Source organism: Acidaminococcus hominis (genome assembly GCF_900291475.1).
GTDB lineage: Bacteria > Bacillota > Negativicutes > Acidaminococcales > Acidaminococcaceae > Acidaminococcus > Acidaminococcus hominis.
The window spans coordinates 651,611-674,160 of the sequence record NZ_OLMM01000005.1 but is presented as its reverse complement, the minus strand read 5'-3'; the positions used below and the strand labels follow the sequence as shown (position 1 = coordinate 674,160).

Annotated in this window: 12 protein-coding genes, 3 tRNA genes, 1 pseudogene and 1 CRISPR repeat array; of the genes and pseudogenes, 3 read left to right on the top strand and 13 right to left on the bottom strand. The window is 54.3% G+C overall.

All coding sequences use genetic code 11. From position 1 onward, the window contains the following. Positions 1-157 precede the first annotated feature (157 nt). The 3 genes from C7E10_RS09495 (at position 158) to C7E10_RS11975 (ending at position 2,729) form a co-directional block, all read left to right on the top strand. Positions 158-1,120 carry a LysR family transcriptional regulator gene (locus tag C7E10_RS09495; RefSeq protein ID WP_105327042.1) on the top strand — a complete coding sequence of 321 codons (963 nt, stop codon included), beginning with the start codon at positions 158-160 and terminating at the stop codon, positions 1,118-1,120. Positions 1,121-1,186: 66 nt separating this feature from the next. Beyond that, positions 1,187-1,717 (top strand): GNAT family N-acetyltransferase, encoded by a 531-nt coding sequence (locus C7E10_RS09490; RefSeq protein WP_105327041.1) that lies wholly within the window; start codon positions 1,187-1,189, stop codon positions 1,715-1,717. 427 nt (positions 1,718-2,144) lie between these two features. Continuing rightward, entirely contained in the window at positions 2,145-2,729 is a 585-nt protein-coding gene (locus tag C7E10_RS11975) for an HIRAN domain-containing protein (protein ID WP_118287029.1), read from the top strand. A 168-nt stretch (positions 2,730-2,897) separates the two neighbouring features. On the opposite strand, the gene C7E10_RS09480 is transcribed toward C7E10_RS11975, so the two are convergent. The 13 genes and pseudogenes from C7E10_RS09480 to C7E10_RS09420 form a co-directional block, all read right to left on the bottom strand. Further along, positions 2,898-3,215 carry a transposase gene (locus tag C7E10_RS09480; protein WP_105327040.1) on the bottom strand — a complete coding sequence of 106 codons (318 nt, stop codon included), beginning with the start codon at positions 3,213-3,215 and terminating at the stop codon, positions 2,898-2,900. 80 nt (positions 3,216-3,295) lie between these two features. Beyond that, positions 3,296-13,423: direct repeats of the CRISPR family, unit length 33 nt; unit sequence ATTTCAATCCACGCTCCCCTTGCGGGGAGCGAC. A 167-nt stretch (positions 13,424-13,590) separates the two neighbouring features. Continuing rightward, positions 13,591-13,677 (bottom strand): annotated as a pseudogene (locus tag C7E10_RS12535) (CRISPR-associated protein Cas4); the annotation flags it as partial. Positions 13,678-13,703: 26 nt separating this feature from the next. Further along, the gene (locus C7E10_RS09470) at positions 13,704-14,051 is read right to left on the bottom strand and encodes a type I CRISPR-associated protein Cas7 (RefSeq protein ID WP_105327039.1); all 348 of its coding nucleotides are present in this window, start codon (positions 14,049-14,051) and stop codon (positions 13,704-13,706) included. 748 nt (positions 14,052-14,799) lie between these two features. Next, a tRNA-Val gene (locus tag C7E10_RS09465) sits at positions 14,800-14,875 on the bottom strand. Positions 14,876-14,879: 4 nt separating this feature from the next. Beyond that, positions 14,880-14,954 (bottom strand) — tRNA-Glu (locus C7E10_RS09460). A 9-nt stretch (positions 14,955-14,963) separates the two neighbouring features. Next, positions 14,964-15,039, bottom strand: a tRNA-Lys gene (locus C7E10_RS09455). Between the two features lie 97 nt (positions 15,040-15,136). Beyond that, positions 15,137-16,168, bottom strand: coding sequence for a glycosyltransferase family 9 protein (locus C7E10_RS09450; protein WP_105327038.1), 1,032 nt, complete (start codon positions 16,166-16,168; stop codon positions 15,137-15,139). Then, positions 16,152-17,225, bottom strand: a complete 1,074-nt coding sequence (waaF, locus tag C7E10_RS09445) for a lipopolysaccharide heptosyltransferase II (protein ID WP_231086394.1) — start codon at positions 17,223-17,225, stop codon at positions 16,152-16,154. Before waaF ends, C7E10_RS09450 begins: the two co-directional genes overlap by 17 nt. Beyond that, positions 17,215-17,751 (bottom strand): D-glycero-alpha-D-manno-heptose-1,7-bisphosphate 7-phosphatase, encoded by a 537-nt coding sequence (locus C7E10_RS09440; protein ID WP_105327037.1) that lies wholly within the window; start codon positions 17,749-17,751, stop codon positions 17,215-17,217. Before C7E10_RS09440 ends, waaF begins: the two co-directional genes overlap by 11 nt. Then, positions 17,748-18,716 carry an ADP-glyceromanno-heptose 6-epimerase gene (gene rfaD / locus C7E10_RS09435; RefSeq protein ID WP_105327036.1) on the bottom strand — a complete coding sequence of 323 codons (969 nt, stop codon included), beginning with the start codon at positions 18,714-18,716 and terminating at the stop codon, positions 17,748-17,750. Before rfaD ends, C7E10_RS09440 begins: the two co-directional genes overlap by 4 nt. Next, complete coding sequence (rfaE1, locus tag C7E10_RS09430) at positions 18,713-20,191, bottom strand: D-glycero-beta-D-manno-heptose-7-phosphate kinase (RefSeq protein WP_105327035.1); 1,479 nt, start codon at positions 20,189-20,191, stop codon at positions 18,713-18,715. Before rfaE1 ends, rfaD begins: the two co-directional genes overlap by 4 nt. After that, positions 20,184-20,774 (bottom strand): D-sedoheptulose 7-phosphate isomerase, encoded by a 591-nt coding sequence (gene gmhA, locus C7E10_RS09425; protein ID WP_105327034.1) that lies wholly within the window; start codon positions 20,772-20,774, stop codon positions 20,184-20,186. Before gmhA ends, rfaE1 begins: the two co-directional genes overlap by 8 nt. Next, positions 20,755-22,374 carry an LPS-assembly protein LptD gene (locus C7E10_RS09420; protein ID WP_105327033.1) on the bottom strand — a complete coding sequence of 540 codons (1,620 nt, stop codon included), beginning with the start codon at positions 22,372-22,374 and terminating at the stop codon, positions 20,755-20,757. The genes gmhA and C7E10_RS09420 overlap by 20 nt, the downstream gene beginning before the upstream one ends. Between the last annotated feature and the right edge of the window lie 176 nt (positions 22,375-22,550).

The window sequence follows — 22,550 nt, the reverse complement described above, 5'->3', positions numbered from 1 at the left end:
TCCCTTAACTAAATCAATTTGTATCATATTCTCTGCTTTCATTATAAGAACGAGGAGCAGTTAATTCCAATATAAATTAAAATATAGATTCCATTGATTAGAATCAATAGTATAATAAAGACAACTGCATAAATGAAATACACAAGGAGGGGCTGCCATGTTTCGCAACGCTAATTATATCTACACCGTCTACCAGGAACGGAATTTCAGCCGGGCTGCAGAAAAGCTTTTTATTTCCCAATCCTCCCTCAGCCTGACCATCAAAAAAGCCGAGGAGAGAATCGGTGCGCCGATTTTTAACCGTTCCGTCTCGCCCATTGGACTCACCGAATTTGGCAAAAAGTATATTGCTGCGGTGGAAGAAATGAGGCGCATCCAAAATCGCCTGGAAAATGATATCTACGAAATCAATCATCTAAAACAGGGACACTTGTCAGTAGGCGCCGGCAATTTTCATTCCACCTACCTGCTGCCCCTGGCCCTTTCGCCCTTCCGGGAAGCGTACCCCAAGGTACTGGTAGATATGCATGAAAGTACCACCCAAGAACTGCTAAAAAAGTTGGACCGGGGAGAGATTGATCTATTGTTTTCCAATAAGCATCTGCCAGAAAAACAATATCGCAAGTTTGTCATCTGTCATGAGTTTACGGTACTGGTCGTGCCTGAAAAATACTGTACCTGTCCGGAAATCCGTCAACAGGCCCGTACCCGGGAAGAACTTTCCCGTTATCCCGTGCAGCAACTGGAAAATCACCTGCTGCCGCCAGTCTTCTTAACTAACTTCCAGCAAACTCCCTTTGTGCTACTGCGGCCCGGCAACAACAGCCGGCAGCGGGCAGATACCCTTTTTCTGGAAGCAGGTTTTCAACCCTCTGTGGTACTGGAACTGGACCAGGCTTCCACTGCCTACCGGCTGGCCGCTTCAGGCCTAGGGGCCGCCATCGTCAGCAATCTGATGGTCCGCACCATGGAGCCGCCCCAGCACTGCTGCTTCTTTCCCCTGGAAGTTCCCCATACTGAGCAATACATCAGTGTCTACTTTCCCAAAGAAGCCATTATGACCAAGGCCATGGAAGAATTTATCAAGATTGCTCGAATCGCCATTCCAGCAGTCCTGTAAAAAAGCTTGCGGGGCTTTCCTTCCTCCGCTATACTGGAAAAAATGATGCAAAAGGAGGGCAAAGCTATGATTCGTAAAGCCCTGGAAAAGGATGTTCCGGCGGCAGCTGCGAACTACCGGGAGCTGCTGACCTATGAAAAAGAAAATGGTACCAATTCCAACTGGGTGCTGGACCTGTACCCCACCCGGGAAACGGCAGAGAAGGCCTGGCAGGCTGGTACGCTGTACGTTCTGGAGGAGGACGGGGAGATCTGCGGCAGCGTGATTCTAAACCAGCTCCAGCCGGCAGAATATGGACCTGCGCCTTGGCATATTCCTGCGGCTCCGGAGGAAGTGCTGGTGATCCACACCCTATGCATTCCGCCCAGCCGGGCAGGGCACGGGTATGGAAAGCAGTTCGTCCAGTTTGCCCTCGCCCTTGCGGCCCAACAGGGCTGCAAGGCGGTCCGTCTGGATACCTGGGCGGGCAACAAGCCGGCGGCTGCCCTGTACACCAAAATGGGCTTTGCCTATGTGGGACGGGCCAACGTCCTGCTTCAAGGGGTCATTCCCGAAGAACAGATTTTCTTTGATCATGCAGTGGAAGCAGAAAGCTAGAGGCTTCTGCAAGCAGGGCTGTGAAAAAATGGCGTGCGAACTTGTTTGGGTTCGCATGCCATTTTTTTGTTCATTATAGCCGCATCCAAACATCCCACAAGTTTTCCCATGAAGGTTTGGTCCATAAGGCCCATACGGCAGCTGCTTGGAATACGGCGAACCGCTCGGGGATACCCCGCACCACTTCACTTCAGGTTTGCAGACCGCACGACCTTTTAAAGGCTCCTACCTTTAGGGGGGAGCTGGCAGACACGTTAGTGGCTGACTGAGCGGGGATTCCCGGCACCACTTCACTTCAGGGCCGCTGACCGCACCCACTTTTTTTCCAAAACCGCTCTTCTGGGAGTTTTTCCCCCCACCCTTCCTGCTATACTGAAAGTAGAAAGGAAGAGAAGTATAGAAGAGAAGGCTAAAGGAGGAAGGACCTATGACCAAGTTATATTGTACCCTGACGGGCTTTAACCACTACTTTGGAAACGAGTTTCTCAAGCGGCACATGAAGGTCCAGCTGATCAAGGAGCCGGACAACAAGTACGACAAAGAAGCCATCCGGTGCGAGCTGGAGCCCCTGGGCAAAATCGGCTATGTGGCCAACAGCGTGGGCACCATTCTGGGAAATTGCTGGAGCGGCGGCCGGCTGTACGACAAGATTGGGGACAAGACGGAAGCCACGGTGGAGCTGATACTAGACCGGGGCGCCGTACTGGCGGTAGAAGCTGCTGAGCCGGAAAAGCCAGCAGCTGAACCGAAGCCGGAAGAAACCACTGCACAAACCGCAGCTGCAGAGGAAACCCTGGAAGAAAAGCAGCTTGGGCAAATGCGCCAGCAGCTGCTGCAGGACCGGGAAAAACTGGAGAAGACCCTGCAAAGAGTGCATGAAGAGCAGGAGGAGCAAGCTTCCCGGGAAGAACGGTTCCACCAGGAACTGCACCGCCGGAACCGCCAAATAGCAGAACTCCGGGAGCAGCTCCAACTGTTGGAACGGAAGAACCAGTTGCTGGAGGAGAAGTGACCGTTTGCAGCTTGGGGCATAAAAAATACTGGATGCTAAAGAACATCCAGTATTTTTTATGCCCCAAAATTCGTACAAGGTACAATGGACCCCCGCATGCCAGCCGCTACAGGAAGGCCAGCACACTTTACCCTAGACAGTTCGCTTGGCCGCCAGATAGCCAGACCGTCAGTCCTTGGCATCCTTTTGGGGAATTTTGGGAACGACTTCTCCCGCCTTGCGAAAACAGTCCTGAAGGAAGTCCCGCTCAAGCGTCAGCTGGTCACTCTTTTGCTTCAGCTCCTTCTTCTTTCTTTGAACGTCCTTACGCCCAGAATCTGCCTCAAAAGCACGATGCGCATTTTGCAGAAAAGCCTGCTTCCATTTCCGAACCAGCTCCGAATCCAGATGATTTTCGGAACAAATAACAGCAAAATCCTTGTCACCCTGAAGGATTGATAAGACGATTTTGGCCTTAAATTCAGCAGAATAGTTATGGCTTTCCATGGCAGCGGCCTCCGTTCTTGTTACCTATACTATAGCATATACATTTAAAATTTTCAGGCCTGGTCCGAATTCCTGGGCCCATTGTAATCCACGCTCCCTTTACGGGGAGCGACCCCTCCTGCTGATTCAAGACTTTGTCTATTACATATTTCAATCCACGCTCCCCTTACGGGGAGCGACTCAGGGTCTGGTCTACTTTTCTGACCACGGGGAGATTTCAATCCACGCTCCCCTTACGGGGAGCGACTCAGGGTCTGGTCTACTTTTCTGACCACGGGGAGATTTCAATCCACGCTCCCCTTGTGGGGAGCGACCAGCAGGAAGCATGCAGCAGGAAAAGTGCTACAGATTTCAATCCACGCTCCCCTTGTGGGGAGCGACAGGGTCCTTAAATTGCGCCGTGGTAGGTACCCCGATTTCAATCCACGCTCCCCTTGCGGGGAGCGACCTCGCTCTCAGGCATATGGCTCCAGCTTACCTCATTTCAATCCACGCTCCCCTTGCGGGGAGCGACACTACTGGGTGACCCACTATGTCAATGGACTTCCTATTTCAATCCACGCTCCCCTTGCGGGGAGCGACCATGCTAGGCCAGTAGACGCGCCTTTCCAGCCCGTATTTCAATCCACGCTCCCCTTGCGGGGAGCGACAGTCGTAGCTGCTGAATTGGGCACGTGCTACCAATTTCAATCCACGCTCCCCTTGCGGGGAGCGACCCGGTGTTCCGCGTCGTCCTCATGGGCAACGTAATTTCAATCCACGCTCCCCTTGCGGGGAGCGACATTAGCAAGCAAATTATTAAGAATTTCCGTTGCTATTTCAATCCACGCTCCCCTTACGGGGAGCGACGTTCTTTGCAGCAGTAAGGTTGCAAAAGTGTGCCATTTCAATCCACGCTCCCCTTGCGGGGAGCGACAAAGCTCTTTGCCGATGTCTGCGGCGAATACATTATTTCAATCCACGCTCCCCTTGCGGGGAGCGACTGGATAAACCGGACGCAAATGTTAGGCTTACATTATTTCAATCCACGCTCCCCTTGCGGGGAGCGACGCCATTGTTTGTTCCTCCCACCCTTGATAATCGGATTTCAATCCACGCTCCCCTTGCGGGGAGCGACGGAAATCGCTTTCGTGTATCCTTCATGTCGGAAATTTCAATCCACGCTCCCCTTGCGGGGAGCGACTCTTGCATACTTTGATGACTATGGCATCGAGCTTATTTCAATCCACGCTCCCCTTGCGGGGAGCGACGGGAGTTGGGACCATTGATTCAGATTACCGTGGAATTTCAATCCACGCTCCCCTTGCGGGGAGCGACAGCATATAAGATCTGCAATAAAAGATGGCATGATATTTCAATCCACGCTCCCCTTGCGGGGAGCGACATGGATTAAACCCACACCCACGGTCTCCATTAAAATTTCAATCCACGCTCCCCTTGCGGGGAGCGACTCGTGGTCCTGGACGACCAGGCGCACGGCAGCTGATTTCAATCCACGCTCCCCTTGCGGGGAGCGACCCGGAGGCGACATCCAGACGGCAAGCACTGCGCTGATATTTCAATCCACGCTCCCCTTGCGGGGAGCGACCGTCGACTTCGGGGCCACGGCTGTGGCCACCTGATTTCAATCCACGCTCCCCTTGCGGGGAGCGACGGGCAAAGCCTTTTGTTGTAAAGAGCATCACTAATTTCAATCCACGCTCCCCTTGCGGGGAGCGACGCATAAGTTGGTCAGATGGGCCAAGCGGCTCAGGATTTCAATCCACGCTCCCCTTGCGGGGAGCGACCGCATCAAGATGGTCCAGGCGGCGGCCCTGGCGATTTCAATCCACGCTCCCCTTGCGGGGAGCGACGGTTTTTCAGCAGCTCATAACGTCGGTAAGTACATTTCAATCCACGCTCCCCTTGCGGGGAGCGACGCCCCATGGGTGAGTACGTGTTCTTTGTCAATACATTTCAATCCACGCTCCCCTTGCGGGGAGCGACGCAGAGGCCTGTAAGCAGGCACTGGAAGCCCTGATTTCAATCCACGCTCCCCTTGCGGGGAGCGACTTCTTTACATTGTGAGTCCTAACGCTGTCACGAATTTCAATCCACGCTCCCCTTGCGGGGAGCGACGGGAGATAGTGGCTCCATGCCTGATTATAACTTTATTTCAATCCACGCTCCCCTTGCGGGGAGCGACTCGTCGTCTATGATGACGTCGATTAGCTTCATGAATTTCAATCCACGCTCCCCTTGCGGGGAGCGACACGGGATTCCTTGCCACCAGCACCAACACGGGAGCGATTTCAATCCACGCTCCCCTTGCGGGGAGCGACTATTCGCGCCGGGAAATTCGAGGTCCCAGCCCTATTTCAATCCACGCTCCCCTTGCGGGGAGCGACATATTGTTTGGAACCATACGCCAGGGTCATTACCATTTCAATCCACGCTCCCCTTGCGGGGAGCGACCCTAGTTCCCTTAGGAATAATCACCAAATCTCTAATTTCAATCCACGCTCCCCTTGCGGGGAGCGACCGTGGCGTCATACGTTCGCTAAGACCTTTTTACTATTTCAATCCACGCTCCCCTTGCGGGGAGCGACCAGGTCCACACGCTGTAACATATCTACATATTGGGTATTTCAATCCACGCTCCCCTTGCGGGGAGCGACGAAGCAGAAAGGAGAGGATTTACTTGACATCAGTAATTTCAATCCACGCTCCCCTTGCGGGGAGCGACGCAATGCTATCCAGCAGCGCATCTACCTGATCAAAATTTCAATCCACGCTCCCCTTGCGGGGAGCGACATTCTTGTCCATTTCTTGTTTCCAGATAGTAGAATTTCAATCCACGCTCCCCTTGCGGGGAGCGACGGAACTTTCGAAGCAGATCCAACGTATTCTATGGATTTCAATCCACGCTCCCCTTGCGGGGAGCGACCTAACTCAGATGAAGATGAAGGGAGAAATGGAATATTTCAATCCACGCTCCCCTTGCGGGGAGCGACCACGGGTACGGGATACATTCCTGCGGATGTACCAATTTCAATCCACGCTCCCCTTGCGGGGAGCGACCATGGGGTGCAAGGCTTTAAGCCCTGTAAGACTAATTTCAATCCACGCTCCCCTTGCGGGGAGCGACTCCAAAGCGGGGAAGAATGTCAGCGATTTAGGCATTTCAATCCACGCTCCCCTTGCGGGGAGCGACCCTCGGCCAGCTTGACCGCTCGCTCCTTGGTGTAATTTCAATCCACGCTCCCCTTGCGGGGAGCGACCTCACCAACCAGAGCGGCTTTGATTATCTGGATATTTCAATCCACGCTCCCCTTGCGGGGAGCGACCGTGGTGGCAATCGTACCTTTCCTCGTCAACAAATTTCAATCCACGCTCCCCTTGCGGGGAGCGACGGGCGGTAAGCGGCTATGCAATGGCATACTTTCGTATTTCAATCCACGCTCCCCTTGCGGGGAGCGACTTGTGGCCTGGAACAAGACGGCTGAGGTAGTCGGATTTCAATCCACGCTCCCCTTGCGGGGAGCGACTATAAATATATCCGGGAACGCCCATTCCTTCCGATTTCAATCCACGCTCCCCTTGCGGGGAGCGACTCCAAAGCGGGGAAGAATGTCAGCGATTTAGGCATTTCAATCCACGCTCCCCTTGCGGGGAGCGACCCTCGGCCAGCTTGACCGCTCGCTCCTTGGTGTAATTTCAATCCACGCTCCCCTTGCGGGGAGCGACCTCACCAACCAGAGCGGCTTTGATTATCTGGATATTTCAATCCACGCTCCCCTTGCGGGGAGCGACCGTGGTGGCAATCGTACCTTTCCTCGTCAATAAATTTCAATCCACGCTCCCCTTGCGGGGAGCGACGGGCGGTAAGCGGCTATGCAATGGCATACTTTCGTATTTCAATCCACGCTCCCCTTGCGGGGAGCGACTTGTGGCCTGGAACAAGACGGCTGAGGTAGTCGGATTTCAATCCACGCTCCCCTTGCGGGGAGCGACTATAAATATATCCGGGAACGCCCATTCCTTCCGATTTCAATCCACGCTCCCCTTGCGGGGAGCGACTCCAAAGCGGGGAAGAATGTCAGCGATTTAGGCATTTCAATCCACGCTCCCCTTGCGGGGAGCGACCCTCGGCCAGCTTGACCGCTCGCTCCTTGGTGTAATTTCAATCCACGCTCCCCTTGCGGGGAGCGACCTCACCAACCAGAGCGGCTTTGATTATCTGGATATTTCAATCCACGCTCCCCTTGCGGGGAGCGACCGTGGTGGCAATCGTACCTTTCCTCGTCAATAAATTTCAATCCACGCTCCCCTTGCGGGGAGCGACCACGGATACGCCGCTTATCATGCAGCCGCCCGCGATTTCAATCCACGCTCCCCTTGCGGGGAGCGACCGGTCCGTTGTGTCTCTTTATGCTCGTGAGCGGTATTTCAATCCACGCTCCCCTTGCGGGGAGCGACTTGGTTCGTCGATGCTGGTACGATTGGTGCCACAATTTCAATCCACGCTCCCCTTGCGGGGAGCGACCCACGCCGGGCGATATATCCGCTATGTACATCGCCATTTCAATCCACGCTCCCCTTGCGGGGAGCGACCAGTCGGAGCATATGCTGGTGATATGTCTTTGGATTTCAATCCACGCTCCCCTTGCGGGGAGCGACAGGCAACCATATGTAACCAAAAAATATACAGATATTTCAATCCACGCTCCCCTTGCGGGGAGCGACATAGAACGTGCATCAGCGGGGTTTTCCGTTTCCAATTTCAATCCACGCTCCCCTTGCGGGGAGCGACGAGCCTATAGGCAGTCAACCGTCTAACACGCCGTATTTCAATCCACGCTCCCCTTGCGGGGAGCGACTGCTCCACAGATAGACCCGGTCGTCATCCAGCGATTTCAATCCACGCTCCCCTTGCGGGGAGCGACCTCCACGGTTGCCTTGTCCGTAAAGGAAATCTTATTTCAATCCACGCTCCCCTTGCGGGGAGCGACCAATTCCTCCAGTTTTAAAATGGATGTGGTGAGATATTTCAATCCACGCTCCCCTTGCGGGGAGCGACCATGAGAGAACACCATACCTATAGAGGCATCGAATTTCAATCCACGCTCCCCTTGCGGGGAGCGACTCAAGCAGTCCTCTGCCACATATGTGCGGCAAAGATTTCAATCCACGCTCCCCTTGCGGGGAGCGACATTGGGGTACTTGCAGGCGACCATAAGCTTCTGAATTTCAATCCACGCTCCCCTTGCGGGGAGCGACACGATTAACACGCCACCATCCACAAACCATCTGCATTTCAATCCACGCTCCCCTTGCGGGGAGCGACTTCGGGATGCCAACAACAGTCCCAACAACCACGGATTTCAATCCACGCTCCCCTTGCGGGGAGCGACTCGTTGTTGTAATCCTCTAAGTCCTTGATTCTCGATTTCAATCCACGCTCCCCTTGCGGGGAGCGACCTTCTCATTCTGACATCAGCATGATACCCTTCCGATTTCAATCCACGCTCCCCTTGCGGGGAGCGACCATGCCGGAGGCGGACTTGCCAAGAGAGCTGACATTTCAATCCACGCTCCCCTTGCGGGGAGCGACCAGGATGGATCGCAATTCCTGCAAATATTGGTTAATTTCAATCCACGCTCCCCTTGCGGGGAGCGACTGAGCAGCTTGAGGAAGACCAAGAAGAGCTCAGATTTCAATCCACGCTCCCCTTGCGGGGAGCGACCCCCAATGACTCTTCCTGACAATCCTACTGAGGACATTTCAATCCACGCTCCCCTTGCGGGGAGCGACTGGAGGTAGGTTTTCATGGGGGACATTTCTCCCGATTTCAATCCACGCTCCCCTTGCGGGGAGCGACCGCTCAGGCTGTCAAAGCCTTCACCAGCTGGTGATTTCAATCCACGCTCCCCTTGCGGGGAGCGACACGGCATCAACCAGATGGAAGGGGCGATCTAAATATTTCAATCCACGCTCCCCTTGCGGGGAGCGACATCCAGACCGATAGTGTATTTATACGCTTTCTTATTTCAATCCACGCTCCCCTTGCGGGGAGCGACGCCTGTAAAGAGGTGATTTTTGGTGAACGAAGAACATTTCAATCCACGCTCCCCTTGCGGGGAGCGACCCCAGCCGGTCGGTGGAAAAGGCGGCTTTCGTATTTCAATCCACGCTCCCCTTGCGGGGAGCGACTCAAACACAATGTCTGCATAACCTTTGCCGTCGTGATTTCAATCCACGCTCCCCTTGCGGGGAGCGACAAGGAATGGTTGTTTCCATCGTAATCGATGCAGTATTTCAATCCACGCTCCCCTTGCGGGGAGCGACCTGGTTCTTTGCCCTTTCAGCCGCCAGCTCATTTTATTTCAATCCACGCTCCCCTTGCGGGGAGCGACCCACCAGATGTACTGGATACCGGAGGACAGCCTATTTCAATCCACGCTCCCCTTGCGGGGAGCGACACTGGTGTCCTTGATGAAATTGAAATGGCTCCTAATTTCAATCCACGCTCCCCTTGCGGGGAGCGACCCAGTTATCAAGGCCCCCTAAGTCTTTCTTGTAAATTTCAATCCACGCTCCCCTTGCGGGGAGCGACATAAAGATAGCATTAGCATCAGCTCTATCTTTAATTTCAATCCACGCTCCCCTTGCGGGGAGCGACTCGGGATCGGAGCTGAACGAAACAAGCTCATCGAAATTTCAATCCACGCTCCCCTTGCGGGGAGCGACTCAGCGGCCTTCCCATATACGTGCTGGGAGTTAATTTCAATCCACGCTCCCCTTGCGGGGAGCGACGTGGAAGAAGATATGAAGATGGCTATAGAGGTACTATTTCAATCCACGCTCCCCTTGCGGGGAGCGACGCTCTTATCAATGCACTATCACTAATTTTTAGAATTTCAATCCACGCTCCCCTTGCGGGGAGCGACGCCTTGACCAGTGCCGGGATCTCGGCCCTGTAGATTTCAATCCACGCTCCCCTTGCGGGGAGCGACGCTTCAAACAGGATGGGAAGTGGAAACAACGGTCATTTCAATCCACGCTCCCCTTGCGGGGAGCGACTTGCCTATATTAATTACAAAGGCAATGTGATCTGATTTCAATCCACGCTCCCCTTGCGGGGAGCGACAGCAGGCCACAATCCGCAAGGTGTTCGACCTGCTATTTCAATCCACGCTCCCCTTGCGGGGAGCGACCCGGGAAATCACTCCGCTGGGTAAGAGCGTTCCGAATTTCAATCCACGCTCCCCTTGCGGGGAGCGACTCTGAAATACAACCAGCTAACGGATGCCCTGGATATTTCAATCCACGCTCCCCTTGCGGGGAGCGACTACTTTTCGACTCTCCGACCGTACTCTGGACCGATATTTCAATCCACGCTCCCCTTGCGGGGAGCGACACCTGGACGACTGAAGGCGACAAGATCCCTGTATTTCAATCCACGCTCCCCTTGCGGGGAGCGACCAAGCGCATAGCTTGCAGTGCTGTTCACCAGGGTATTTCAATCCACGCTCCCCTTGCGGGGAGCGACACCTGGACGACTGAAGGCGACAAGATCCCTGTATTTCAATCCACGCTCCCCTTGCGGGGAGCGACCAAGCGCATAGCTTGCAGTGCTGTTCACCAGGGTATTTCAATCCACGCTCCCCTTGCGGGGAGCGACACCTGGACGACTGAAGGCGACAAGATCCCTGTATTTCAATCCACGCTCCCCTTGCGGGGAGCGACCAAGCGCATAGCTTGCAGTGCTGTTCACCAGGGTATTTCAATCCACGCTCCCCTTGCGGGGAGCGACGATAAAGTCCGCTTCCTTCTGTCCATTCTTTGCGGTATTTCAATCCACGCTCCCCTTGCGGGGAGCGACCCAACCAACTGTTCTAACCCCTTCGTCGTCACCATTTCAATCCACGCTCCCCTTGCGGGGAGCGACATTTGCTACATGGTTAGTAAGTGCGAGTGCCAGAATTTCAATCCACGCTCCCCTTGCGGGGAGCGACCCGCGTATTGTGGTAATGCGCGAAAGGAGGCTTCCGATTTCAATCCACGCTCCCCTTGCGGGGAGCGACCTTGCTAGCGGTTTTGTCATCAACGCCTCTTGTATTTCAATCCACGCTCCCCTTGCGGGGAGCGACTGTACAGCAGAATTACCTGAAGAGCAAGAGCAAATTTCAATCCACGCTCCCCTTGCGGGGAGCGACACCAGTAGCACCATCTTCACCCTTCTTTTCAAACTATTTCAATCCACGCTCCCCTTGCGGGGAGCGACTTTTATACTCATTTCCTCTATGGTATGTATTCACTATTTCAATCCACGCTCCCCTTGCGGGGAGCGACCGAAAGGCCGAGAATGGAGGGTAGAGAGATGGCATTTCAATCCACGCTCCCCTTGCGGGGAGCGACGAAGCCCTGCTGAAAGCTATGCTCACCCCTGGCATTTCAATCCACGCTCCCCTTGCGGGGAGCGACGGCCTGTAACCGGTATCTTGTAAGGACGGTATCTTTCATTTCAATCCACGCTCCCCTTGCGGGGAGCGACTGAGTGCCAAACGGACTGTAGCGACATTTTCCTGATTTCAATCCACGCTCCCCTTGCGGGGAGCGACCTACTTCCTTACCATGCACATCCAGCTTATCCAATTTCAATCCACGCTCCCCTTGCGGGGAGCGACTTCCGGGTGCAGACGGGACAACGTTTCCCTTCGTATTTCAATCCACGCTCCCCTTGCGGGGAGCGACTTCTACCTTGTTGGTCAGTTCCCACGTCTTGTTATTTCAATCCACGCTCCCCTTGCGGGGAGCGACGCAATATCATTGCGCAGTACCTTAGATACAATGGTATTTCAATCCACGCTCCCCTTGCGGGGAGCGACTTCATGAGTCCTTAGTGGCATCTAATGGTCATCATTTCAATCCACGCTCCCCTTGCGGGGAGCGACTTCCATTTCCCTACTAGTAGGCTCAATGGCCCATATTTCAATCCACGCTCCCCTTGCGGGGAGCGACGAATGGCTTTAAGTGGGCACGAAAGACAATCCCTATTTCAATCCACGCTCCCCTTGCGGGGAGCGACCCTTGCGAAGTCGTCGACAAATGGGAATTATTAATTTCAATCCACGCTCCCCTTGCGGGGAGCGACCATTCGCTAGCGTTCCTTTTGCCAGGTCAAGAGATTTCAATCCACGCTCCCCTTGCGGGGAGCGACCAAGCCGTTGTTCAACTGGCTGGGCGGGATGTTATTTCAATCCACGCTCCCCTTGCGGGGAGCGACAGCACTTATGGTCCCATTGACCCAGCTGTGACGATTTCAATCCACGCTCCCCTTGCGGGGAGCGACTGCCTTTGCTGTTGTTGTTATCACAGTACCTGCAGATTTCAATCCACGCTCCCCTTGCGGGGAGCGACTCCATAGACCTTTTAGCAATTAGAGTTTCACATATTTCAATCCACGCTCCCCTTGCGGGGAGCGACTAAGGACTGCAAAAAGATTCAATAATTATGAAAATTTCAATCCACGCTCCCCTTGCGGGGAGCGACGGCATCAGGGTAGGCTGAAGATGCCCAATGGAAATTTCAATCCACGCTCCCCTTGCGGGGAGCGACAAGCGGAGAGTCAAAAGGATACCTCTCAGGTACAGATTTCAATCCACGCTCCCCTTGCGGGGAGCGACAAGTGGCTAGACCCTGATTATGGTCTATTATATGAGATTTCAATCCACGCTCCCCTTGCGGGGAGCGACGTGTAAGATTCAATGGTCATACCAGCACTCGTAAGATTTCAATCCACGCTCCCCTTGCGGGGAGCGACCTTCTGTCCTCTGGCAGTCTTTGCATCCTCAACAATTTCAATCCACGCTCCCCTTGCGGGGAGCGACTTATTGGTTGGTGCTGGTGTTGCTTTATGGACATTATTTCAATCCACGCTCCCCTTGCGGGGAGCGACATACATTTATAACCTCTTTCCTGTAGAGCATTATATTTCAATCCACGCTCCCCTTGCGGGGAGCGACTTCGTGCATTTTAACCACCCACCTTTGCCAAATAATTTCAATCCACGCTCCCCTTGCGGGGAGCGACGCGTAGCGTTCTACGATTTCGCCCAGGCGACGGATTTCAATCCACGCTCCCCTTGCGGGGAGCGACGCGTTGATTTTTCCCTTTGTTTAAAGGCATTGGAATTTCAATCCACGCTCCCCTTGCGGGGAGCGACTGTCAAACAAAAAAACACTGAATCCCTGCGGGATTCAACCTACAATTTTGCGAATCTCATAAAGCAAGTCCTTTGGAGCACGCAAAATCATTATTAAAACTTATGGGAGCTTTTGGTTCGCATAACCGGATTAATTTTCCAACTGGATTATATCCAGCCTTAATTCCAATATGGATAAGTGCCCATTGTCGCCTGCAAAATGCAAAGTGCCGAATTCCTGACAATAAGAGATATCTATTTTTATTATATGCCATTTTATCACGTATGGTGATGTGTCGATTTATGCTTTTACTTTTTCTTGCTCAACCATTTCCGTACAGTGTACCCCTGCCGGCCAAGCTGCGGTATCTACTATTACAGCATAATCTTCAAACGCGCGTGCAACTTTCTGGGCATCCTTCTTTTCTACCTGCACACAGTTAAACAGTTTATAGGCTTGTACATTACCCATCACAGAATCATGCTTGAATACATACAATTTCTGCACAGCCATATTGCCTCTGGCAGCAGAATGGTCATTTTCAAACAAATTGACCAAAGCGTCCCAAAGCAGCTTTAAGTCGGCTTCCGAAAAACCGGTAGATTTTTGTGCCAGGTTGGCAGAAATATAGCCATCTAGCCGATACAAACCCTAAGGATTACATGTAGATTTTCTTTGTTCTTTCCAGTTCTAAGTTTAAATCTATTGTAGCATAGACTATGTAGAAAAATACTCCCTCTTAAATTACATCTGCTTAACATTAAAAGAAAACCAAAATTTTGTCTATTACGTCAGGGTGATCCAAGTTTTGCAATACAAATCAGCTCAGTACTTCTACATTGGTCCTAGCTAGATGCATTTTGTTGGTTTGATGGGGTGTTGTATTCCCCTTATAAAAGCAATCTTTTCTTCACTTTGCAGAATCTAATCCACAGGTGCTTATTTACACTAGCAGCCAAGTGATTTATTAATATTATTATCTTATCATAAAGCATATACTATTTCCCCATCAGTTTTCCTGCATTTTTACTTAATGTTTCAGCTGCTGGGATTTGCTTAGCTTCAAACGGTATAGATTGAAAATGACTCTGCCCCTTTTTTGTCCATTAGCCTCTCAGCACCAGAATCCTAAATCTTTCTGTCTCTATACAGCCGCCAGAAAGGAGTGCTGCAGCAGCCCCACATTTCCTTCTAGCGGCTTCTTTTACCTCCGTTAGTACAAATTTACTTAGGGTCCAGCTGCGACCGTTCAAACGCCTTTTAAGGGCACACCAGAACGTCAAAAAGGACATGGAAAATTTCCATGTCCTTAGGATATTTCTTGTAAATTTATTAAATACTTTTTTAGGTAAATAAAAAAGACGATACAGCGTTGCGCGTATATCGTCTTCTTTTGTGGTGGGCGATGACAGGATCGAACTGCCGACATTCTGCTTGTAAGGCAGACGCTCTCCCAGCTGAGCTAATCGCCCGTGATGGTGACCGGAGGGGGAATCGAACCCCCGATACCGCCGTGAAAGGGCGGTGTCTTAACCGCTTGACCATCCGGCCAAAAAAAAGTGGTGATCCGCCAGAGGATCGAACTCTGGACACCCTGATTAAGAGTCAGGTGCTCTACCAGCTGAGCTAGCGGACCACGTCCTGCAACCGGTTGTCTCAACCGATTACTTTGATATCTTACACGATTTCAAAGGATTTTGCAAGTACTTTTTTCAACTTTTTTGGTTTTTTCCCTATTTTTTTTCGTCCAGCCAGTGATGGGCCGCCTGGAGCACCTGCTGCACGGTCAAATCCCGCATACAGCGCATATCGTCGCAGTGGTGTTTCATGCCGTTCCGGCACCCGTCGCAGGGCGGGATGGCCCGGACGATGGTGGCCTTATCCGTATAGGGGCCGTACAGTTCCGGGTGGCTGGGGCCGTACATGGCCACAATGGGCACCTTTTGGCTGATGGCCACGTGCATGGGGCCGCTGTCGTTGGTGATGATCAGGCTGCACCGGCTCATGGCTGCGGCCAGGGCTCCCAGGGAGAATTTCCCCGTCGCCACCATGGGGCGGCTGTGCATAAAGGAAATGGCTTCCTGGACCATGGTTTCGTCCATGGGGCCGCCGAAGAATACCGTCCGGTACCCTTCCTGGGCCAGGGTATCCGCCACCTGGGCAAACCGTTCCGGTGCCCAGCGTTTGGTGACCACGGCGCTGCCGATGTTAAAGCCCACTACCTTTTCTTTCGGCTTCAGGTCCTGCTGGTCCCAAAACTCTGCCGCCCTGGCCTGCTGCTCCGGACCGGGGAAGACTTCCAGGCCGTTATGGACCAGGGGTTTCACCCCCAGCCGGGTCAGCACGTCCAGATACATATCTGCGGCGTGGAGGGTCCGGTTCAGCTTCAGATAGGGGTGAAAGAAGGGCCGGAACAAAAAGTGGGAGGCCCCCACCTTCACCGGCACCGACGCCATGGCATCAATAAAGGAGCACCGCTCGTTGGGGTGCAGGTTGATCAGGATATCGAAGTGGGCGGCCGAGATTTTTCTGCTCATGGCCCACAGGGCGGACAAATGGTCGTCCTTCCCTTTTTTGTCGATGGTCCAGACCTGGTCGATATTGGGGTTATGGTCCACCACTTCCCGCAGCTTCTGGTCCACCAGGTAGGTGATTTCCGCTCCGGGAGCGGCCTGCCGCAGGGCATGGAGGAAGGGCGTGGTCAGCACCAGGTCTCCCAGGTGCATCAGGAAGGTCACGATAATTTTTTTATTGGCGAGTTCCATGGTCTCCTCCCTTCAGCTTGTCTTCAAACAGGGCATACACCTGCTCCGGCGTAACGGCCGCCATGCATTCCCAATGATTGCACTGCTTTTTCAGGCAGCCGGCACAGGAAACCGGGCTGACCAGCACTGTGGCGTCCGGGTCCCCATAGGGGCCCGTCCGGTCCGGCCGGGTAGGTCCGTAGACTGCCACCAGTTTTTTTCCGTAGGCGGCAGCAATGTGCAGAGGCCCCGTATCCCCGCTCATGTAGAACAGGGCGCCCTTGATCAGGGCTCCCAGCTCCCGAAGGCCCGTACTGCCAATCAGATTGATGACCTTGGGGTTATAGCGGGTTTCTTCCTGGATCCGTTCTCCCAGGGCTGCATCTCCCTGGCCGCCGGCCAGCACCACCCAATAGCCGTGGTCCATAAACAGCTGGGCCAGCTTCCCGTAGGATTCCGCCGGCCAGCGTTTGGTGACCCAGCGGGCACCAGGCACCAGCACCACATAGGGCAGCTGGGTTTCCGCCCGGACACCGGCCCGGATCAGCCGGTTCCGCATCAGCAGGCATTCTTCCTTGAGTTCCGGCATGGGATAGCGGACCTGGTCCACCTTGGCTCCCAGGTACCGGGCTACGTCCAGGTACCGCTCAATCACGTGGTCGTGGGCATGGGGCCCGGTAATGGCCCGGGACACCAGGCCGCTGCCTTCGCGCATTTCGCAGTAGCCGATTTTTTCCGGGGCCCCGGTCAGGTATGCCATCACGGCGCTTTTAAACAGGCCCTGAAGGTCAATCACCAGGTCAAAATGCCTGGCCTGGAGCATGGCCCGGGTTTCCTTCAGGCACTGCCATTTGGCGTGCCAGCTCATACGGCCAAAAGCCGCCTTGTCAAAGTAGAGAATCTCGTCAATGACAGGCGGTTCTGGGATAAAGGCTCCGAACTGGGGGTGGACCAGCCAGGTAATCTTGGCCTCGGGGTACGCAGACCGCAGGGCCGCCGCAAAGGGCAGGGCATGGATTACGTCCCCCAGGGAGCTCATTTTGATGATCAAAATATTTTTATAGTCTTTAACAGTCACAGTGCACCTTCTGTCTGCGCAGCACCAGCCGGACAAAGGTCAGCAGATTTTTCCCGGTAAACCGGTAGCCGGGCACTCCCGCCGCCAGGGCCGCTTCCACATCGGAGGCCTTGTCCCCGATCAAAAAGGAGGCGTGCCGGTCAATGGGATGCTCTTCCATGGCCTGGAGCAGCATACCCGGTTCGGGCTTCCTACAGCCGCAGGCCACGGTCAGCTCCGGAATCACCCCTTTGGTGGGATGATGGGGACAGTGGTAGAAGCCGTCGATTTTCCCACCGGCCTTGGCCAGTTCCGCGTTCATATGGGCATGGAACTGGTCCATCTGCTCCTTGGTATAAAAGCCCCGGGCAATGCCGCTTTGGTTGGTCACCACGTAGATGGCGTACCCCAGGCTGCGGAGCAAGGCCACGGCTTCCCGTGCCCCCTCCACCCATTCCAGCTCTTCCGGCCGGTAGATATAGCCCTTGTCCACGTCCAGGACTCCGTCCCGGTCAAAGAACACTGCTTTTTCCAGTTCCGTACTCATGCCTTATAATACCCATCCGATTCTTCCAGCAGCTGGCAGTATTCCTTTACGGCAGTGTTGAAGTCCGTAAAGCCGCCATCGTAGCCGGCCGCCAAAAGGCGGGTGTCGTCGGCCTGGGTGTAGCTCTGGTATTTGCCCTTCAGGCCTTCGGGGAACGGAATGTATTCCAGCTCGCCGCTGCCGAAGAATTCCAGTACGGCATGGGCCATATCGTTAAAGGTATGGGCATGGCCCGTACCCAGGTTGTACACGCCCTTCAGTTCCGGATGCTGCCAGAAATAGAATAGCACCTTCACCACGTCTTTTACGTACACAAAGTCCCGGGTCTGCTCACCGGGGCCGTAGCCGTCGTAGCTGCCAAACAGCTTCACCTTGTGGTCCTGCTTCCATTCCAGGAACATTTGGCGTACCAGGGAAGCCATCTTGCCCTTGTGGTTTTCCTGAGGTCCGTACACGTTGAAATAACGGAAGCCGGCAATCTGGCTGTCCGCCTTGTCAAAGTAGCGACGGGCATAGTTGTCGAAGAACAGCTTGGAGAAGGCATACACGTTCAGGGCTTCTTCGCAGGCCGGTTCCTCCCGGAACCCGTTTTTGCCGCTGCCGTAGGTGGAAGCGGAAGAAGCGTACAGGAACTGGATTTTCCGGTCCAGGGCAAAGTGCATCAGGGTCTTGGTGTACTCAAAGTTGTTTTCCATCATGTATTTGCCGTTATATTCCATGGTATCGGAGCAGGCCCCTTCATGGAAAATCACGTCAATGGGCGTATGGTTGAATTCCCCTGCTTTGATTTTTTGCAGGAAATCGATTTTGTCCAGATAATCCATGACCTTCAGGCCCTGGATGTTCTTGAACTTCACCATGTTGGTCAGGTTGTCCACCACCAAGATGTCGTCCCGGCCCAGGTCGTTCAAGCCTTTTACAATGTTGCTGCCGATAAAGCCGGCACCGCCGGTCACAATAATCATATTTTACCCTCCTTCACCAGGGCGGCAATCTTGGCAATTACCCCCGTGGTGGAATAGCCTTCCTTAAAGGGAAGGATCCGGACCTGGCCGGCGTATTCCCGCCCGGCCACCTGTTCCGGTGTATAGTCGCCGCCTTTGACCAGAATGTCCGGCCGAATCCGGGCAATCAAGTTGGTAGGCGTATCTTCGCTGAAAAATACTACGGCATCCACGCAGGCAAGGGCTGCCAGAAGCCGAGCCCGGTCATTTTCCTTGTTGAGAGGCCGGGTTTCTCCCTTGAGCCGCTTCACCGAGTCGTCGGTGTTCACCCCTACAATCAGGTGACGGCCCAGCTGAGCGGCCTGCTCCAGGTACTGGACATGACCTGCATGGAGGATATCAAAGCACCCGTTGGTAAAGACCACGGTTTCCCCGGCGGTCTTCCAGGTCCGGGCCAGGCTTTCGATTTCGTCCCAGCTTAACGGCCGGTAATCCTGGCCTTCCCGTTCTTCACAGGCAAGGACTTCCTTCAGCAGCTCTTCCCGGTGCACCGGATAGGTGCCCACCTTGGATACCACAATGCCGGCTGCCTTGTTGGACAGGTTCAGGGCTTCTGCCAGAGGCAGCTTACCCGCCGCTGCAGCCAGCAGCACCGCCGCCACCGTATCCCCGGCCCCAGACACATCAAACACGTCCCGGGCCGTAGCGGCTTCGGTAATCACTTCGTTTTTATTGATCAGGGACACGCCCTTTTCCGAGCGGGTCACCACCACATTGCTGATTTGGAACTGGTCCCGGGCCTTGGCGGCCAGCCGGACCAGGGGTTCTGTTTCGTTGGGCACCACTTCCCCGGCAGCTTCGCACATTTCCTTTACGTTGGGGGTAATGAAGTCGCAGCCGGTGTACTTATGCCAGTCGGAGCCTTTGGGGTCCACCAGCACGGGCACCTGGAACACATGGGCCGTATCGATGACCTGGCGGCAGAAATGGTCGGAGCACACGCCCTTGGCGTAGTCGGAGAGAATCACCCCGTTCAGGCCTTCCTGGAGCTTCTGGGTCAGCCATTCCAGCAGCAGCCGCTCCTCTTCCGGCACCAGGTCTCCGGGCTCCTCAAAGTCCAGCCGCAGCATCTGCTGCCGGGCTCCGATGATCCGCAGTTTGGTAATAGTTTTCCGTTCCGGCATGGGCAAAAGCCCGCCGTAGTCGATGCCCGCCTGAGCCAGCTTCTTCTCCAGCTCTTTCCGGTGGCTGTCGGCGCCGGTGACCCCGGCCATATAGACCTGGACCCCCAGGCCCGCCAGGTTGGCGGCCACGTTGCCGGCGCCCCCCAAAACGGCTTCCATTTTCCGCACCCGGTTCACGGGCACGGGCGCTTCCGGGGAAATGCGCTTCACTTCTCCATAAATATATTGGTCCAGCATCACATCGCCCAAAACGGCGATTTTCAGTTTCTGGATATCTTCAGTCAAAAATTGGGTGCTTTGGGTATTACGCATAACTTTCCACCAGCTCACAGAGAATATGGCCCATGATTTCATGGATTTCCTGGCCCCGGGCGGTGTTTTCCGCAGGCACATTCAGGAGCACGTCGCAGAGCTCCGCCATCTTGCCCCCGTCCTTGCAGGTAAAGCCAATGACCTTCATGTGCTTTTCCCGGGCCTTGGCAATGGCCTCCAGCACATTCTTGCTGTTGCCGGAGGTGGAAATTCCCACCAGCACGTCCCCTTCCCGGCCCAGGCCTTCTACCTGCCGGGAAAAAATCTTGTCGTAGCCGTAATCGTTGCCCACCGCCGTCAAAATGGACGTATCCGTAGTGAGCGCCAGGGCGGCCATCCCCGGCCGTTCCTTTTGGAAGCGGCCCACAATTTCCGCAGCCCAATGCTGGGCATCCGCAGCCGAACCGCCGTTGCCGCAGAACATCACTTTGCCGCCGGCAGCCAGGGCCATAGAAACCATCCCGGCTGCGTCTTCCAGGTTCCGGAGCAGGCGCTTGCTGCCCATGACCTTATGGACCAGTTTCTCATGTTCCAGGAAGCGGGCACTGATCAGTTCTTGTGCATTACCAACGGAAGAGGTCATATTTCACACTCCATTCATTGTCATTATTGTATTTCTTATCCCGGTATTCCAGTTCCAGCCGGAAGCAGCAGAAATCGTGGCTCCACCGGTAGATGTATTCGTAAATCTGGCTCTTGCCTTCATCGTAGCGGAGCAGCCAGGTCAGCCGGTCGTTGGGCCCCAACTGCTTGATGATGCCCCACTGGAGTTCCTTGGCCATATCCGGGTCGTTGTAGGCGAAGACGGAGCTGTGTTCCTTCTGATAGTAGTAGCCCAGCCAGGTGTTCCAGCCGCCGCTAAAGCTCTTGCCTAGGGTGGCAGAATACAGCATGGTCTTTTTGGTTTCGTCGTTGATGCTTTCTTTGACCCACTTGTGGCCCATGCCCAGGTTCAGGGACAGGGGATTAGCTTCATGGGTCAGGTAGATGGGATCGTGGGTCAGGAACACCCCGTATTCCGTATGCCAGCTTTCCTTCCAGTTGTCCTTCCACAGGCCATGGCTATAGTAGGCGGAATAGTTCAGCGGCCATTTGTCGTTGAATTTATGGCTCTTGTAGCCAATCAAGACGTCCCGTTTCTTTCGGATCCAGTTGTTGTCCGAGTCTTCCGTATGGCCGTCCTGGATGCGCACGTAGAAGTTCCGTTCGTCCTGAACGTCGTAGTACAGGGGCCGCCAGCCAATCTTGGAGTAGTACTTCAGTTCAGCGGTGGCCACGTTCTTGTCGCTGAGGGGAACGTTGAAATTGTAGCGGATTTCCGTGCCATGGTCCTTGGTGTAGCCGATATGGGGAATCAGGCTCTGGCCCTGGTCATCATCGCCAAAGCGGTTGATCCAGCGGTCCCGGGAATACACATGGACGCCTTTGATATACACCTTTACGTTATAGGCAATAATCTTGTCCTTGGGGTAGATGATGACCTTTTCGGCCTTTACATCTACGCAGGGCGGGTGCTTGACTGCCGGGCAGCGGGTGGTTTCCCCGCCATCGGTAAGTTCCACCCGGTCCGGGTACACTTCCCCGATGTTGGCCCGGTAGATATCCTTGCCGTTGGTGCCGGAAATATCCTTGATGGTACCGGTTTTGTCCAGGAAGTTGTAGTGGCCCCATTTGCCGTTGGTGACGCTGGTGCTGCCCCCGCTGGAGTTCACAATGCGGCCCCCGGTCAAGAGGTACACATCCCCGGTTTTGGAGTTGCCGGTGGCTTCCGTGGTATACAGTTTCTGGTTGCCCTGATACAGGCGCACGTTGCCGGTGGCCTTAAAATCCCCGCTTTCGGAGTTGTAGGTCACCTGATCCCCGTAGATGGTAATGGGCAGGGTGGATTCGCTGGCCACCTTTTCGCCCCGTTCTTCCCGTTCCTTTTGCTCCGTTACGGTTTCCTGGCCTGCCAGGGTTACTTTTTCCGTCTGGGCATCCGGCTGATCCTGCAGGCGGCGGGAACGTTCCTGCACTGCGGCGCTTGCCTGAACGTCATCGATGGTCTGCTGGGGCTGGTAGCCGGGGCCGTCCTTGGAACTGAGCTTGCCCCCGTCGTAGCCATAATCCATAATGGCTGCCGATGCCATACCGGGCAGTGCCAATGCCATTGTAATGCCTAAGGCCAATGCCTTTTTCTTCATAAGTTAGGTACCTCCGCCGGATTGTAGATTTCTGTACTGCTTTATGCCCACTTTTCCCAGTCCTCCCCGGACCGGAAAAAAGTCATATTCCCTTATATTATAACACAAAAAGGTCTTTCTCTTTCCTACTTTATGGAAAGAGAAAGACCTTTACCAAATGCCTTGTACAAAGTGCC